We start from the raw sequence: 15611 nt of genomic DNA on the forward strand, positions 1-15611 counted from the left end.
AAGTATTTTAATTTTAATTTAAAGCAAGGTACTAATACTTCTGCATTATCCTTTTCCTTTGGATTGACCTTATTAATATACAAAAAATTTTTTTCAAGATTTTTTAGATATAAATATAAGCTAATACACTTATCATCATATGTGGTTTTATTAAAAGTATCAGGTGATTTTATTAATGACCAAAGTTCTTCATATTTTTTATATAAGTCAATAAAGCAATAGTAATAACCTTCTGATTTATATGAATTAAATAACCTTAATAAATTTTCTATATTAATGTATGTATCGTTATAGATTTTTTCTATATTAAATAACTCGTTTAATTTTAAAATTTTATTTTCGTCTAGTTCTTTATTTTTACAAAAATAAAGAATCATACCATACTGATAAACTGACCCATAATTAAAAGCATCTGACCACTCAACGTAATAAATTCTATAAAGATTATTTCTTAATTCTATTTTATCTTTTATACCCATTAATTTAATAATTCGATCTTTAAATTGCTGTTGTAACATATTTAACTCAAATATAAACTCAGAATAAGATTCTAAATCATGAATATCTTCTAATTCCTTAATTAGTTCTTCAATGAATCTTTCTCTAGAACCTGAAAAATCACCCTCAATAGCTTCCAAATCCTCTTTAAAATTATCTACACTCTCGCTAAAACATTCATCACTTTCTAATTCACATTGTTCTTCTAAATATTCAACGGCTTCATAACCAAAAATTTCTTCTAAATCATTTATCTGTATAAGTTTATACTTTTCTTCATCAATATTTATTCTAAGCAAATCATCAATATCAATTTCATTAAAAAACTCCATCTTAAATCTATTTATTTTCATTTGATTCCATCTTTCTCTTTTTCTGTAGTAAATATTTTATTTTACGTTCTTTAATATTTAATTCTTTTGCTATATCATAATATGTTTTTTTTTCATTAATTAATATTAGTATTTTTTCTATCAGTTCATTTTCTTCTTTTAATTTCTGTTCTTTTTTTAGTTTATTCTTTTTTTGATAATATAACTTTTGCCTTTCATATAAAATCTCATTAAAGCTCTTAATACACTCGTCTAAAGCATCTATTAACTCTTCTAACGAAGTCGAATTGTCTAAATAATCTGTAATATTATCTATTCTGTATAACTTCTCATCTATATCTAAAAGATGCTCTTCTCTTTCAATAAGCCCATCTTTTAGAATATTAATTTCTTCAATAAATGTGTATCTTAAAAATTCAAAATGCTCATTAATCATATCTTTTATACTTGGTTCAAGCATAACTAACTTATTTTTTCTATCTTGACAAACTGATTTTAACTCGCCTACTAAACTTAAAAAATCCATAAATAACAATCACCTATCTATTAAATAAAAGTATTAAAAACTATATATCAACTTAATTTATCTTATATTAAAATATTTATCCTCTATATAAGCTCTAAGGGCTTCTCTTACAATTTCACTCTTATCCATCTTATCAAATACACTCTTAAAAGCTATTGCTTGAATTAAATCATCTGTAAGGAAATATGTCTGTCTTTTATAATCTTGTTTTTTTGTTTTAATGTTTACATTATTACTTGTTTGCTCTATTGCTGTGTTGTTTGATTCTTTATCATCAAAATGTATCTGTTTTTGCATAACCTCTATTGTTTGATTAAATAAACTATCTCGTCTTACTTTATCCTTTGCTGATACCCTTTTACTTGCCATCATTTAACACTCCTCTAGCTATATTTCTGTATTGTTCAACTATCTTATGCTTTTTGTCATATCTATGTAATGGTGCTGATGCAAGTATAGCATCTTTCACCTTTACGCTATTTGTAATGATGCCTAATACATTCATCCCATCTATAAGCTCCAAAATCTCCCTTGAGTGAAGTGTTCTACTATCAAATCCAGTAGCTACCACACCTAATATTTTAAGATCTCTATTAAATGTTTCTTTTACCCTTTTAATTGTATGAAGTAATAAATCAAGCCCCTTATAGCTCAAATAGTCAGTCTGTGTAGGAATTATAACTCTATCAGCTGCATTAAGGATGTTGATAAGAAGTAGTCCCAAACTTGGGGGGCTATCTATAAGGACATAATCATACTCATCCTTAACTTCTCTTATCATATCTTTAAAACAATTTTCTCTACCTTGTTTAGTGGCTACGTTCACCTCAAAATTTGATAATTCTATTCCTCCAGGAAGTAAATATAAGTTTTCCTCTATCTCCATTATAGTATTTTGTAATGGCTCTTGTTCCAGTAATACACTATAAATATTATTTTCTCTATCAGCTGCATTAAATATTGTAGTTAAGCTCCCTTGTGGATCTGCATCAATAACTAAAGTTCTCTTACCCTGTTCTGCTAGAAGATAACTTAAATTAAAAGTAAGAGTAGTCTTATTAACTCCCCCTTTTTGATTGCTTATTGCTATTATCATAATCTCACCCCTTAATCTGTAATAATGTTTTTTTGTTTACAATATTACTCTCATTCAACTAAAAAAGCAATAGCCATTTCTGCCTACTGCCTTATACTCTTTCTTATAAATAGATTTCCTTATTTAATCATATAAAAATATCTATTCCTATAAAAATATCTATTCCTATAGACTCCTAAGCTTCTATGTCCCTTCATTAGATTGAAGTATAACCTTTTATAATATACTTCAATCTAATATTAGCTTCATACTTTACATGATGATAAAATTATAATCAAATCGTTAAGTCTTATATATCAATAGTTTCTAGCTATTTTTATCCTTATATTTATGTGTTTTCTAGCTATTTCTTAACATTCTACTTTATACGTACATAAAGTATCCTTTCAAGGATTATATACCTACTTTAATAGAAATCTAGCCTTAATTTTCAATAAAAAATACCACTAGGAAGGGGGAACTCCTAATGGCTTAGAAAAGAGATACAATAGTTTAAATAAAAATTTAGAATGAAGGGTAATAGGAGTATGTCCTTATCCTATAAAACCTATACGTTTACTAAAACAAATAAAAACGGAACAGTCGGGGAAACTGTTCCGTTTTTATTTGTTTTTTAGGGTATTTTTTTGAGGGTTTGTATAAAGAGTTTATATTTTCCGTTCACTCTTTAATATTTGACCTGATATGGGGGAGGTCTTTTGATATTTTTAAATTATGTATTCATTCTAGTCACTTCTAGTAATTTCTAGTCACATGTCAAGTAATTTCTAGCTTTATTCACGGGCACTCAAGCCGTTTTTTAGTATATTAGAATCTTCATTATTTGTATATTGACAATTTTCATTATTTTTAACTATTTTTATTCTTCAAATTAGTGCATATTGCCTTTTTCGCTATTTTTCATTGTTTAGGTTGTATAATTTTTTATCTTCTAGTTCATCATGATTACTATATTCTTATAGTACGAAATGTTCCTTACTTTCTGGAATAATCATTATTTTACCTATATGTTTTTAAATTAATCTCTTATAAATACTTGACTAAATAGTAGACTACCAATTAGCCTGGTTAGTTGGAATAGGAAATGGATAGAATTTGCCTAGTGAAAACACTAGACAATAAATTCTAATATCAATTAGCCCGTATAAGCTATCATGAGGTTTCTGTTAGGCTTAATAAATTTATATACTATACTTAGATATAAAACAATATCAGCTACTATTCAGCCCGTAGCGTTCGTATAGTCTGCATACTATAAAAGTATCTGAATACCTACCTTGCCTTTTTTTTCATGAGTTCAAGGACAAAAAACTTCTCTAAAGTCGTATGTAGTGATTATTAAGCTACTCAACTACATCTCCTAATGATTTTCTGCATCGGCTCATCACACCTAGTTTTATTTATAGTGGATTACTGCATTTCCACTCTCACTATTCATTTTTCTTATGTATCTTTAAACATCAAAAAAGCCTTACTTGGTATGCTAGTACCAAGTAAGGCTTTTATGCTTATAATATTTAATCTTTACTAATTTACTCAATCTGCCTTGCAATATAGTGTATTCTTTATTATAATAGTGCCTATAAATAAGAAATAACACTTGGTTGCTACAATTGGCTTAGTATCTGTCAAATACTTCGTCATATGCGTTCTACTATGGTACTGTCAATACCTTGTAGTTCCTAGAATGAGTACTGTCAATGCTCAAACTAGAACCAGGTTTATTTTTATGTTCAATTTCTTATATTTTAGATGATTTTTAAACATAATACAACCTTTTTGACTTGATTTTTTTATTTTATACGCTACATATTTCTCAAATAGTATATACTTCTAAATATATTTCCAGTTGATTAGTACTATCTCTTAATATTAAGGCATCTGGACTTGTAGTTCTATAATATGAAAATAACCTATATGTATTTAATTAAAAAAGAGGTAAACCCTTGATCATTAAGGGCTTACCTCTTTTTTAATTAAACTACTCTAAGATAATCTTTTAATATCTTTCATCCACACAACCTAAAGCAGTTGTCTTGTATACTTCTTCGTACCCATAAGAGCAATTATTGCAATCATACATTACTAAAGAATCTTGATATCTATCTTTATGAGGAATATTTTTGTAACCCCCATGTTGAGTCCAGCAACCTTCACTATAATTTACTGTACGTGTTCCAGTTTGAGAAACTGTACCTTTCCCACATTTTTTACAAGTAAAGTCTCTTTGTTGAACTTGTGCATGCACACTTAACGCTGAACTACCTATAACCCCTAACATTAATAAAGCAAATAGTTTCTTTTTCATAACCTAACCCCTTTCAAATACAATGAAAATTTATGTACTTACAAATTAAATATGTTATATTTTTTCAAAAAAATCAACAATATAACAAAATTTTTATAAGAATTAAAATAAAATTAAATCATAGATAAAACTTTGTTTTTTTTTGTATTATGTTAAAATATAATCTGTTAGTATTTAAAAAAGGAGACCTAATTGTGAATAAAAAAAATAACAAAAATAACAAGAAAAAGACAAAAAAAAAGAAATCTACATTTTTAAAAGTATTTTTTAGAAGTGCAATGATTACAGGAATAGCAATAACAACTATGCTAATTATGGGAATTTTATTGTTCTCATCAACTGATAAAAGATTAGAAGCTAAAAAAGATCAACTAGATGTAAATGACAGTAGTATAAAACAAGAGGGAACTAACTCTAAAAAGGAAGAGAATGGTATAAATAAGACTATAGCAGTATTTGGTGTAGATAAGGGAGAAAGTCGAACAGATACAATTATGGTAATTAATATTAATGCTAATAGTGAAAAAATTTCTTTAATTTCAATTCCTAGAGATACTAAGGTTGTTTGGACGGATGAGCAAAAAGATAGAGCAATTGAGCTAGGTCGTATCTATTCAAATGAAGGTAAAATAACCGATATGAGTTCCTTAGGAGGTATTGATAATATTAGAGACTTTACTATATGCACAATAGAAAACATTTTAGGCATAAAAATAGATAATTATGTAATTGTAAATACTAATATAGTTAAAAATGTAGTAGATGCTATTGATGGTGTTGAGTTTAATGTTCCTCGAAGAATGGAATATACAGATAAATCGCAAGGATTGTACATAGATCTATACCCAGGGATTCAAAACTTAAACGGTGAACAAGCTGAGGGTGTGTTAAGATGGCGCCATAATAATAGTTTTTCAGAACAGTATGCTAAAGGAGATGAGGGAAGAATTGAAACGCAACAACTATTTATAGAGGCATTCTTGCAAAAAGTATTTAGCCCTCAAATATTAAAAAATATAGTTCCTCTAATAAAAACATTTTATGAAGATGTTACTACGGATATATCATTAACAGATGCATTAACTTATGCTCCTTATACTTTAAAAATAAAAAACTATAGTTTAGAGACACATATACTTCCTGGAGAATCTCGTAAAGAAAATAATCTATGGTACTATATCTTAGACGAAATAGAAACAGAAAATATGATGAAGTCTATTTTAAATCCATCACTGAATTAAAAGTACTTTAGTAAAGAAAATATAAACAAGATATTAACACAGTAGATCAATAGGGGATAAAGCCTATTGCTTTTTTCTTTTGAGTAATAGGGAATATTTATTGATAACTATATAAAAAAACTGCTAGAATTGTCAGAAATATATATTAAACATATAAATAGGCAAATGCTTGAAGATGGGAGTATTTCAAAGACAGAAAAGGATCTAGTTTACGATAAGGACACTTTAAGAAAAATCTCAATAGAGCAGGCTATGCCTTTAATAAAAATACTAGACAGTATCATTTATCATATAATACAAAAAATAATGTGCAGTATCTCCTAAAAATGTTATAACACTTGCAGATGTACTTTTTTAAGCCAAGTATCAATAGTTCAAATAATAAAAGATGGAGGGATCTTAATAAATAAGTTCCTCCATCTTTTATTCTGCATTAGACTGCTAACATATAATCTTTATTATTATAGATTATTCAAAATTTCTATGGCTTCTGAATTATTTTCATCCACTACAATAACAAATTTATTATCCACAATTACATAAAATGGTTTTTTTATTTCAGAGTATTCATTTATAAAACTTTCAATATTTTTTTCATTTATTTGTTGGTTGAAAACTAACAATAATCCTTCTGATTTTTCTATAAAAATTATGTATCCTTCTTCAACTCCTGGCAAATCCGTAATAAAATCACTCTTTATCTGTATAAAATCATTTTGTTCTAAAAAAGTAGCTGTACTATCAGAAATTATAAACTCTCTATCTTGACTTCTTTGATATATAATACAATAAACAATAAAAATAGTAACCATACTCAATAATAGAGTCAAAAATATAGCTTTTTTCTTCATAAAACCTCCTAATTATATATTTTAAATTAAATTCTTTATTTTACTATAATTTTATAATATAATAAATATATTGTATATTATAACATAAAAAAAAGAGAAATGGAGTTTTGTTATGAAATTATTTAAAAAAACAGCACTAATGTTATTATTAGGTTTGAGCTTCTCAACTACAATTTTTGCTCAAACAAATGAGTTACCTCTAACTGAAAGTTCTTCAATTGTAAAAAATGCAAATAATGAAATAAAGGTTACAGTTGAAAATGGTTATTCTAGTTTTATAGATATACCTACAGATAATATATTATTATTTGATAATTTCTATTCTCCTTATGCTAGTTATTCTAAACACGATTTATCAGCAGGTAACTATTCAACTCAAGCACAGTATAGCTCATCAATATCAGTTCAACGTGAATTCTCTAATCATGGTGGACAAATAAAAGTTAAAATAACAAATACAGATACTGATAGAGATCATTCAGTTAAAGTAAAACTATATAAAAATGGTGTCCACCAACAATCTTCCGATTTAAGTATTGGAAAAAAAGTCTTAGGAATATTCAATTCCAAAACTGCAACATTTTCTAATTTAGATGCAGGCTCTAATTATACAATTCAATTAGTAAATCAATCATCTGGTAAAGTAACATATAACCAATCTATTACTGTAAGTAAATAATATCTTCTATTAATAGGGACTAATAAACCAAAGATAATAAAAAATTATTTGTGGTTGGTTTAACATATCATTCGATATATATAATTAATTGGTCACTACGAGAACCTAAAACGTTGAGCATAATATCGTTAATATCTCTTTCCCCTTTAGAAAATCTATATTGAAAACTTGGTGGGACACCATTCTTTATACCACTTTGTATCGGGAAGTTCGCTTGTTCAGCATTCCCTAATAAGGGAGCTCAAAATTTCTAATTTCCTTAATGTGACTTTCTCAATAAGGTACATTGTTAATCTAAATAAAGTTAGAGTAAAAGACTCTAAAATAAATATATCTTAAAGTCTTTTACTCATTAATTAACCGCTTACTTAGAATTAGTATTCTTTTGCTAAGCTTAAATTAATTACTTGAATATCGATAACCTTAAAATTTTCATCATAATATATTTGTAGAGTAGTTTCTCCTTGATAATAATTAGTACTATATTTTGCATTATGTGGCATTAATAATTCAAAAGCACTTTCTTCAGAACTGTATTCAGAATCTGGAGTTCCCAATATAGTTTTAACATATTTTAAAGAGGATCCTATGCTAACTCCATAAAGTGTATTTTTACTAGATAATACTCCTATTACGCGGTTGTTATTATGCAATATATGAGGTTTGTTATCTTCGTATTCGGAAACTTTTAGCATGTGTGCAGCTGTATAGGTTTTGGTAGGTTTGCCATATAGAGAGGTAACCTTATTCATGTCATCGCCTAGAATATATTCCAACTCAGGAATAATTCCTTTCTTGAGATTTTCTTTATATGTTTTAGTAGTTTTCATAGGTTGTCTAGATGAATCTATAATTATAACATTAGAACCTTTTGAATAATAAGTGTACATATTGAAAAGAGTAGAGAAATCTTCAAGTGAAATCATAATTGTATTTAAAAAGTTTTTTGGTAAATATTTTAATTCAATAGTATTAGTCTTTATTTTGGCTTTTTTAGTATTTAATGAAATACTAGTGTTATTTGAGATATTCATGGTTTTTGTCTTATTATTGAATTCAACTTTATACCCTAATACTGTAGCGATATCTTTTACTGAAATATAAGGAATGTTATTTTCAACTTTGGAATGAATTATAAGATTTTTATTGTCTTTTATTATAGTAGGCAAAGTTATCAACTTTTTATTAATAACTTTATAATTACGAGTTAATCTTACATCACTAAATAAACCGATACCTTCATCTGCAAGTGTATCGGCAGTACTCTCGTAATCAAATCTTAAGAAGGGAATAGTAATGATTCCTTTTTCAAATTTCAAGCTTTTTTTATTAGATTGAGGGGTATCTGCTGAACCGATTAACTTTAATTTATTATCTATGATTTTAAAAAACATATATGTATCGTATGAATAAGAGCTAGAGCCACCATCGCTATCAATATAAAGTATAACTTCTTTAATTTGATCACTATCTAAATCTATAAGTTGTATATCAAGATTTTCAGGATTCATAGCATATACATTATATTTGTCTAAGATTTTTCCATCTTTTTTTAATAATAATACAAGGTCATTTTCATTATTTGTACGTTCCAAAGAGATAGTTCCATCTCCTAAAGATACTTTAATTAATTCATTTTTTGTCTGTCCATAAATAAAGCAACTTCCTATCAGTAGGTACATACAAATGATAGTTAAAATATAATTTGTTTTTTTCAATGATATTACCTCCGTGTATATAGATATCTACTGATAATATAAACTTTTATTGAATAACAAACAATGATTTAATTATGATTTGGGTGAATTATCTTGATATAATAAACTTATTGGAGATTAAATACCTAAGTTGGTACGTAATACAAGAGTTTTACGAGAGTTAGCAGAAGTTGTTACTCAAATCAAAAAGGTATATACTTTATAAGTTTAAAATTTTAATAATTAATTTATAAATTTCTTTTTCTCTTCTCTCTTATAAGTGTACTTTTACTAATCCTTGTCATCTTCTCTACTTCTTTATAGCTGTAATCCTCTAATAGACTCATAGCATGATTTAATTGCTCTGGAGTATACTTATTAGGCCTTCCCTCTTTAAAACCGCTCTTAGTCTTTGCTATGGCCTTTCCCTCTTGTGTACGTTCAATAATCATATCCCTTTCAAACTCTGCAAATGAAAAGAAAATATTTCGTATTAGCTTAGATGCCGGTGTATTATCCATTACCCCTATATTCAAAATATGTACTCTTATACCCTTATCTATCAACTCATTTACTAATTCACTCCCTTGCGTCATACTTCGTGCAATTCTATCCAATTTAGTTACTATAAGGGTGTCTCCCATTTTAAGTTCTTGAAGTAAAATAGTAAATTGTGGCCTATCAGTCTTTGTTCCTGTAAAACTATCTTTATAGATTTCTATTGCTCCTGCTTCTCTTAGCTTCTGCTCTTGGCTCTCTAACGAGTTCCCATCTATTTTCTGTAATTTCGTACTTACACGAGCATATCCATAAATCATAAACATCTTCCTTCCTCTTTTTGACGCTATGTTTTGACACCATCCTACCCATTGATTTTACATTCCGCCAAGACCGGTGTCAATACTTTTAGGTTTTGACACCGATAGACTATTAATCAATAATAATAAATTATCTTTAGATATTTTTAGTATATAGAAAAAGAGGTAAGCCCTTGTATAGATAAGTGCTGACCTCTTTCTAATTAAGTACTCATATGTTCTATTCAGTTTATGTACTTTATACATTTAGTTGCGATTATTTAGCACTTAGTGTCCAGTAGGAGAATGTAAAACCCTTCATAGTGTAAATATTTTATTTTAGGTGCTATAAGCTCATAAATAATGATAGGTGAACTCACTTTTTATGTATTAATTTTCCTCTTGAAACCGCTCTATTAATTTCTTAAATTACTCACATTAAGGAATTCATTGAGATAGTTTTCAATCTCATAACGATTTCCAATACATTCACCTGATTCCATTAACGCTAGTTTATTAGATAAGCTTTCTAATATGCCACTGATGTAAGGTATATATATTACAGGGTCTTCTCTTAATAAAAACTGAATAGACTCTCTCATTTTATATAAAGGATAAAATATTTTATCTACTTGTTCGTCATAAAGAGCTAATAATATTTCATAATAAGCTGCAAAGATAATTTTTCTTGATATATAACTACGTTCATTTTCTGGAACTTTGTAAATCTGTATTTCAAGTATACTCTTCCAATCCTCTTCTCTTACATCTATGAATAAAAAATTCTTGTTCTGCATCAAAGCAAACTTAGAAAGTATGTCATCTTCTTTCTTGTCGTATACTTTTTTCACTCTGAAATGGTGTACTATATTATAACTATCTTCTTTGCTTCCGAGATAAACAAGTACAGGCAGTATATTAAAACTTTTATCTGTTGTTCTCATATACTTTAAGCTTGCATTTGATATAGCATTTTGCATAATTGCAATCTTATTGATTTCATGAAAATTTACGTTCTCTATGTCTGCATTTCGTTCACTTATGAACGTATTTTTACTTTTAGGATCAATAAATATATTCTCCTGAAACAGTAACAAATTGTTATTATATTTATTGTACAATAGATTACTTTCAATATAATACCTACTTGTTCTTTCTGTATCACTTTGTAGCATATTTGTATATGGACTTTTTTCTTTCTTTAAGTCATTTTCTAACTTCTGAACTATTTCATCAGAAAACACTCTAGCTCCATATACCACTGATAGTTCACCTACTAAACTACTCATTTTATCATTCATTTTTACATCACTCCTTTTTTATTAGTAGCCACATAATATACACATTAGAACTCCTTGATTTTTAATAAATTTTCATTACCAAAATATATGTTTTTTTTAATTCATTTAATATTTATTTATATTCCCTAAATAGTAAGGTAAATTTAATCTAAATTTACAAATGTATACTTGAAGCTTCTCAGAGTTCTCAAAATTTATACCTTTGATTTTAGGTATTTTATACTTACTTAAAATTGAAAACTCTAGGTTTTCATATTCGATTTTTGAGGTCAAAGTACTATGAAAATTGGTCACATGACACACCGATAATTTCTATTATCTCGGTAAGTTTTTAGATTTAATCAGCTTGAGGAAACGCATTTTACAACCAATATAAAAAGGCGTATACCTGCATATTATGCAGATATACACCTTCATTCTGATGCTTTTTACTGTATTTTAGTGTTACTTATGAAATAAGTTTTTATAGTTAGATTTTAGTTATTTTCGTGAACGAGTCTATATGATTATTCACCTGTTACTTGGAATACATAGGCTGCTCTAGCTTGAGTATCTGCTACTACTACACATGCTATATCATCTACACCTTTTCCTGGTTTGTAGTTACCATTTTCGTCTCTACCCATTGAAGCATCTGCACCATTATCAACTTGAACAGTTGTACCGTCCTTAAATAATATCATAGTAGGTGCACCACCTCTTGAGCTTACTAAAACACCTTTGCTATTAACTGAAATTTTTGGTACAGTTGTTAAAGAATGCTCAAAATCTTCTTTTCCTTCATACACTTTATTGATATCTTTTGGCATATCAGACAATTTACCTGTTGCCATTATAACACCATTACTATATACTTTACTACAGTTATTCCATGACCTGTCGCTTGCACCTTCTGGTTTCTTTACTTGACTCCATTGTGCTTTAGGAAGTACTGATAGTGAGCGACCATCTTTGAATGCGTTGAGGTTGTGAGCGTTGTTTGGGTCTGATGGGTTCATATTTGATACGTCGAGTTGACCGTTTGTGTTTGGTACATCTGGTGTATTACCTTCAGTAGGTTCGGTTGTTATCAAGATTGTTCCATTGTCATAGATGATACCATAACCTAGATTTTCTGAAATAAATCTCAAAGGTAAATATGTTTTTCCATTTTCTATCAATGCTACACTATCTTGACCACTTAAAGAAATGTCCAGTGATTGAGTTTCTGATACAACACTTACAGAATTTCTTTCCTTCAAATATTCTGTCTTAAGATTGAGTAGATCACCTAATTCTCTTAATGGTAAATAGGTTGTCCCATTAATTGACTTAGGTTTATTCGTCAACGTTTGTTCTATACCATTTATTGTGATTTTTATCTCATTTTTAGATGCCATAACTGGCATAGATAGTGTCATTGACAATCCTAAAACTAATATAAGTTTTTTCATACCTTTATCTCCCCTTTATTTTTATGACTGTCATATACACGGTTGGTGAAAGAGAATGTAAGAATATTGGAACTTAGTTTCTTACACTCTCTTTTGTGTTTGGTTAAGTTATCATATATAACAGTTTTTATAGTTAGATTTTAGTTATTTTTGTGAACGAGTCTATATGATTATTCGCCTGTTACTTGGAATACATAAGCTGCTCTAGATTCTACATCAGCTACTACTATACATGCTATATCGTCTACACCTTTTCCTGGTTTGTAGTTACCATTTTCGTCTCTACCCATTGAAGCATCTGCACCCATATTTACTTGAACTGTTGTTCCATCATTGAAGAAGATTACAGTAGGTGCACCACCTCTTGAGCTTACTAAAGCACCTTTACTATTAACTGTAATTTTAGGTACTGTACTTGTTTTAGCATCGAAATCCTCCACACCATTTTTAACTATATTAAGGTCTTTTGGCATGTCTGATAATTTACCTGTTGCCATTACAACACCATTGTTGTATGATTTACTACAATTATTCCAGTATTTATCACTTACGCCTTCTGGTTTCTTTACTTGACTCCATGGTGCTTTTGGCATTACTGATAATGAACGACCATCTTTGAATGCATTGAGATTATGAGCGTTGTTTGGGTCTGATGGGTTCATGTTTGATACGTCGAGTTGACCATTTGTATTTGGTACGTCTGGTGTGTCACCTTTTGTATTTACTGTTACTGTATTGTTAGCATAAGTGATGTTGAAACCTAAGTTCTCTGATACAAATCTAACTGGTAAATAAGTTCTGTTGTTATATGTGATGATTCTTGTGTCTTTGTTATTTGCGTCAACTGGCAGTAGGATTGTTTGGTCTTTTACTGCTGTGTTATATCCTAGTGGTAACTCAAGATATGCTTTCTCATTGTATGCTACTGCGATTTTTTCTTTCTCTAAATAGTCTACATTGATGCCAAGTAGTTTACCTACGTTTCTGATAGGTAAGAATACACGACCATTTTCAAGTAACATTGGGTCTGTTAATTGTTGTTGTTTTCCGTCAATGACCATTTTGATGTGTGGTGCTGGTTTTGCGTTTGTATGTTCACTCACTTGTTCTTTTTTTACTAAGTTTTGAGCCATATTAGATGCTATGATTTCCTTTGCCATAATGGATGTACTTAATCCTAAAATAATACTTGCTATTATGGCTATCTTTAGATTTAATTTCATATATAATTCCCCTTTAATTATTTATCTTTGTATAGATATTATATATCAATATAATTACCTATTAAAATATATATTGTTTAATTTTTTACATTATCCAAAATATCAAGTATTTTAAAGTGCAACTTACCTTTTCACTTCCTAATCTTTAATTTTAAAACCTTCTCTTTCATATATAAATAAACAATTAGTATCATCTTTCTTATTAGTAATATATTTAAGTACATTATTTAGATACTCTCTATGTGTACAATCTTTTAAGTTATTATTTGTCCTACATTTCAACTCTCCTTCTTCATTTTTATTACTACAGTTCTCTCTTCCTGGACACTTATCTTTATTCCTATAAAATTCACACTGCATTTCTCCTCTGTATCTAGAAAATACACTTTCGACTTTAGGAGTTATATGTTGAGCGCATAAACCTCTAGGCGTGCCCCTCTTAATTATCTCTAGCTGATTCAGTAGGATGGATTTATGTGATTTTGTTTTAATTAAAATGTGTATATGAGGCTGCCCTGCTTTATTAGCCTTCTCTATTGCTAAGCACACAACTTCAGTATCATAGAACTTAAGTTCCTTTTCTATTTTCCTTATAAGATACTTACCTAGTTCTGTAGCAACTTCAGAAATTAATGTAAAGCTCTTTTTTACAACAAGTATATAGTGAAAATAGTTGTTATTATCTTTTGAGAATGAATGCATATTATTAATCCTTTCTTCTTTTCTCATGCAGAGGTTAGTTTATATATGATAGGATATTTTCTATTCTGATTTATTTAATGTCATGTGTCACTGGTCACTAATAATAAGGGAGACGGATATCGGGGAGCGTATCTTTATTGATTACGCGTAGTCCATACCTAGAACTTTTACTCTCAATAAAATGAGATTCCTTTTCTGTGTCTAACCCCCTACGAATTACACGGGCGGGTAATGAAGTGTCCAAAAGAATCTCTACGCTCTCTTACATATCTTGTTTGTTAAAAATTAAAGCGAACTTTTTCTTGATGATTAAAGTTTCGTATTTAAACTTTACCATCTACCTGTTACTAATAGTGTATCTATTGTATTTGTTTTAAATATATATTAACTTAGTAATTTCTTGATAGTGGCCATCTATCTCTTTACTAAGATTTTCTTTTATAGCTCAGCAAAACTCATATTGGAGATATTATGAGTGAACTAATTTATTTAACTTATACTATAGAATTTTGCTGAGCTTATAATATATAAATAATTATTATTATTATATATTATTTTTATAAGATTTTATTTTTAAATACTTCAAGAACCAAAATGTACTTTTTTACAAGTCTATTTATTGTTTTTTTCAAAATATAAACAAAATTAAAAATATTTTCACTTAACTAAAAAACATCTTTTTGTCCTTTATATGTATTATTGATTGTTATAATAGTTTCGTTAGGTATGTTTTTTTAATTTCTACATTAACCAAAACATATAAAAAAAATTAAATTCCTCTCTATAGAAGATTATGCTTAATTTATGATGTAATAAAAAAATTGTACTTTTATTTTATAGTATAAAAAAGTAAGCTATAAATTTTTATAGCTTACTAGAATGTATTATTATAAATTATCTATTAAGTATTTTAATTTTAGATCGGAA

The 15611-nt window shown here is 28.1% G+C and carries 14 protein-coding genes; 2 read left to right on the plus strand and 12 right to left on the minus strand.

Features of this window, described 5'->3' with window-relative positions:
• The 5 genes from H8718_RS18015 to H8718_RS18035 all read right to left on the minus strand — a co-directional run.
• Window positions 1-851, minus strand: an 851-nt coding sequence (locus H8718_RS18015) for a hypothetical protein (protein ID WP_249334284.1), incomplete at its 3' end; no start/stop codon positions are given.
• On the minus strand, window positions 838-1356 hold the full coding sequence (locus H8718_RS18020) for a hypothetical protein (protein WP_249334286.1): 519 nt from the start codon (window positions 1354-1356) through the stop codon (window positions 838-840). The genes H8718_RS18020 and H8718_RS18015, both read right to left, overlap by 14 nt.
• A 57-nt stretch (window positions 1357-1413) precedes the next feature.
• Window positions 1414-1725, minus strand: coding sequence for a hypothetical protein (locus H8718_RS18025; protein ID WP_249334288.1), 312 nt, complete (start codon window positions 1723-1725; stop codon window positions 1414-1416).
• Window positions 1715-2452, minus strand: coding sequence for a ParA family protein (locus H8718_RS18030; RefSeq protein ID WP_249334289.1), 738 nt, complete (start codon window positions 2450-2452; stop codon window positions 1715-1717). Before H8718_RS18030 ends, H8718_RS18025 begins: the two co-directional genes overlap by 11 nt.
• 1999 nt (window positions 2453-4451) lie before the next feature.
• Entirely contained in the window at window positions 4452-4760 is a 309-nt protein-coding gene (locus H8718_RS18035; RefSeq protein WP_249334291.1) for a hypothetical protein, read from the minus strand.
• A gap of 194 nt (window positions 4761-4954) precedes the next feature.
• Here H8718_RS18035 and H8718_RS18040 point away from each other — a divergent pair, with 194 nt between their 5' ends.
• On the plus strand, window positions 4955-6001 hold the full coding sequence (locus H8718_RS18040) for an LCP family protein (RefSeq protein ID WP_249334292.1): 1047 nt from the start codon (window positions 4955-4957) through the stop codon (window positions 5999-6001).
• Window positions 6002-6462: 461 nt separating this feature from the next.
• Here the strand turns inward: H8718_RS18040 and H8718_RS18045 are convergent, their stop codons facing one another.
• Window positions 6463-6852: a hypothetical protein gene (locus tag H8718_RS18045; RefSeq protein ID WP_249334294.1), complete on the minus strand. Its 390-nt coding sequence runs from the start codon at window positions 6850-6852 to the stop codon at window positions 6463-6465.
• Between the two features lie 112 nt (window positions 6853-6964).
• On the opposite strand from H8718_RS18045, the gene H8718_RS18050 reads away from it, so the two are divergent.
• Window positions 6965-7531, plus strand: coding sequence for a hypothetical protein (locus tag H8718_RS18050; RefSeq protein WP_249334296.1), 567 nt, complete (start codon window positions 6965-6967; stop codon window positions 7529-7531).
• Between the two features lie 374 nt (window positions 7532-7905).
• Here the strand turns inward: H8718_RS18050 and H8718_RS18055 are convergent, their stop codons facing one another.
• The 6 genes from H8718_RS18055 to H8718_RS18080 all read right to left on the minus strand — a co-directional run bounded on the left by H8718_RS18055 (window position 7906) and on the right by H8718_RS18080 (window position 14684).
• Window positions 7906-9249 (minus strand): stalk domain-containing protein, encoded by a 1344-nt coding sequence (locus tag H8718_RS18055; protein WP_249334298.1) that lies wholly within the window; start codon window positions 9247-9249, stop codon window positions 7906-7908.
• Between the two features lie 227 nt (window positions 9250-9476).
• Window positions 9477-10052, minus strand: coding sequence for a recombinase family protein (locus H8718_RS18060; RefSeq protein WP_330597780.1), 576 nt, complete (start codon window positions 10050-10052; stop codon window positions 9477-9479).
• A gap of 389 nt (window positions 10053-10441) precedes the next feature.
• The gene (locus tag H8718_RS18065) at window positions 10442-11326 is read right to left on the minus strand and encodes a hypothetical protein (protein WP_249334299.1); all 885 of its coding nucleotides are present in this window, start codon (window positions 11324-11326) and stop codon (window positions 10442-10444) included.
• Between the two features lie 506 nt (window positions 11327-11832).
• On the minus strand, window positions 11833-12759 hold the full coding sequence (locus H8718_RS18070) for a copper amine oxidase N-terminal domain-containing protein (RefSeq protein ID WP_249334301.1): 927 nt from the start codon (window positions 12757-12759) through the stop codon (window positions 11833-11835).
• A 170-nt stretch (window positions 12760-12929) separates the two neighbouring features.
• Window positions 12930-13982 (minus strand): copper amine oxidase N-terminal domain-containing protein, encoded by a 1053-nt coding sequence (locus tag H8718_RS18075; RefSeq protein ID WP_249334303.1) that lies wholly within the window; start codon window positions 13980-13982, stop codon window positions 12930-12932.
• A gap of 138 nt (window positions 13983-14120) precedes the next feature.
• The gene (locus H8718_RS18080) at window positions 14121-14684 is read right to left on the minus strand and encodes a hypothetical protein (protein ID WP_249334306.1); all 564 of its coding nucleotides are present in this window, start codon (window positions 14682-14684) and stop codon (window positions 14121-14123) included.
• Between the last annotated feature and the right edge of the window lie 927 nt (window positions 14685-15611).

Origin of the sequence: Zhenhengia yiwuensis, assembly GCF_014384995.1 — a bacterium.
GTDB lineage: Bacteria > Bacillota > Clostridia > Lachnospirales > Cellulosilyticaceae > Zhenhengia > Zhenhengia yiwuensis.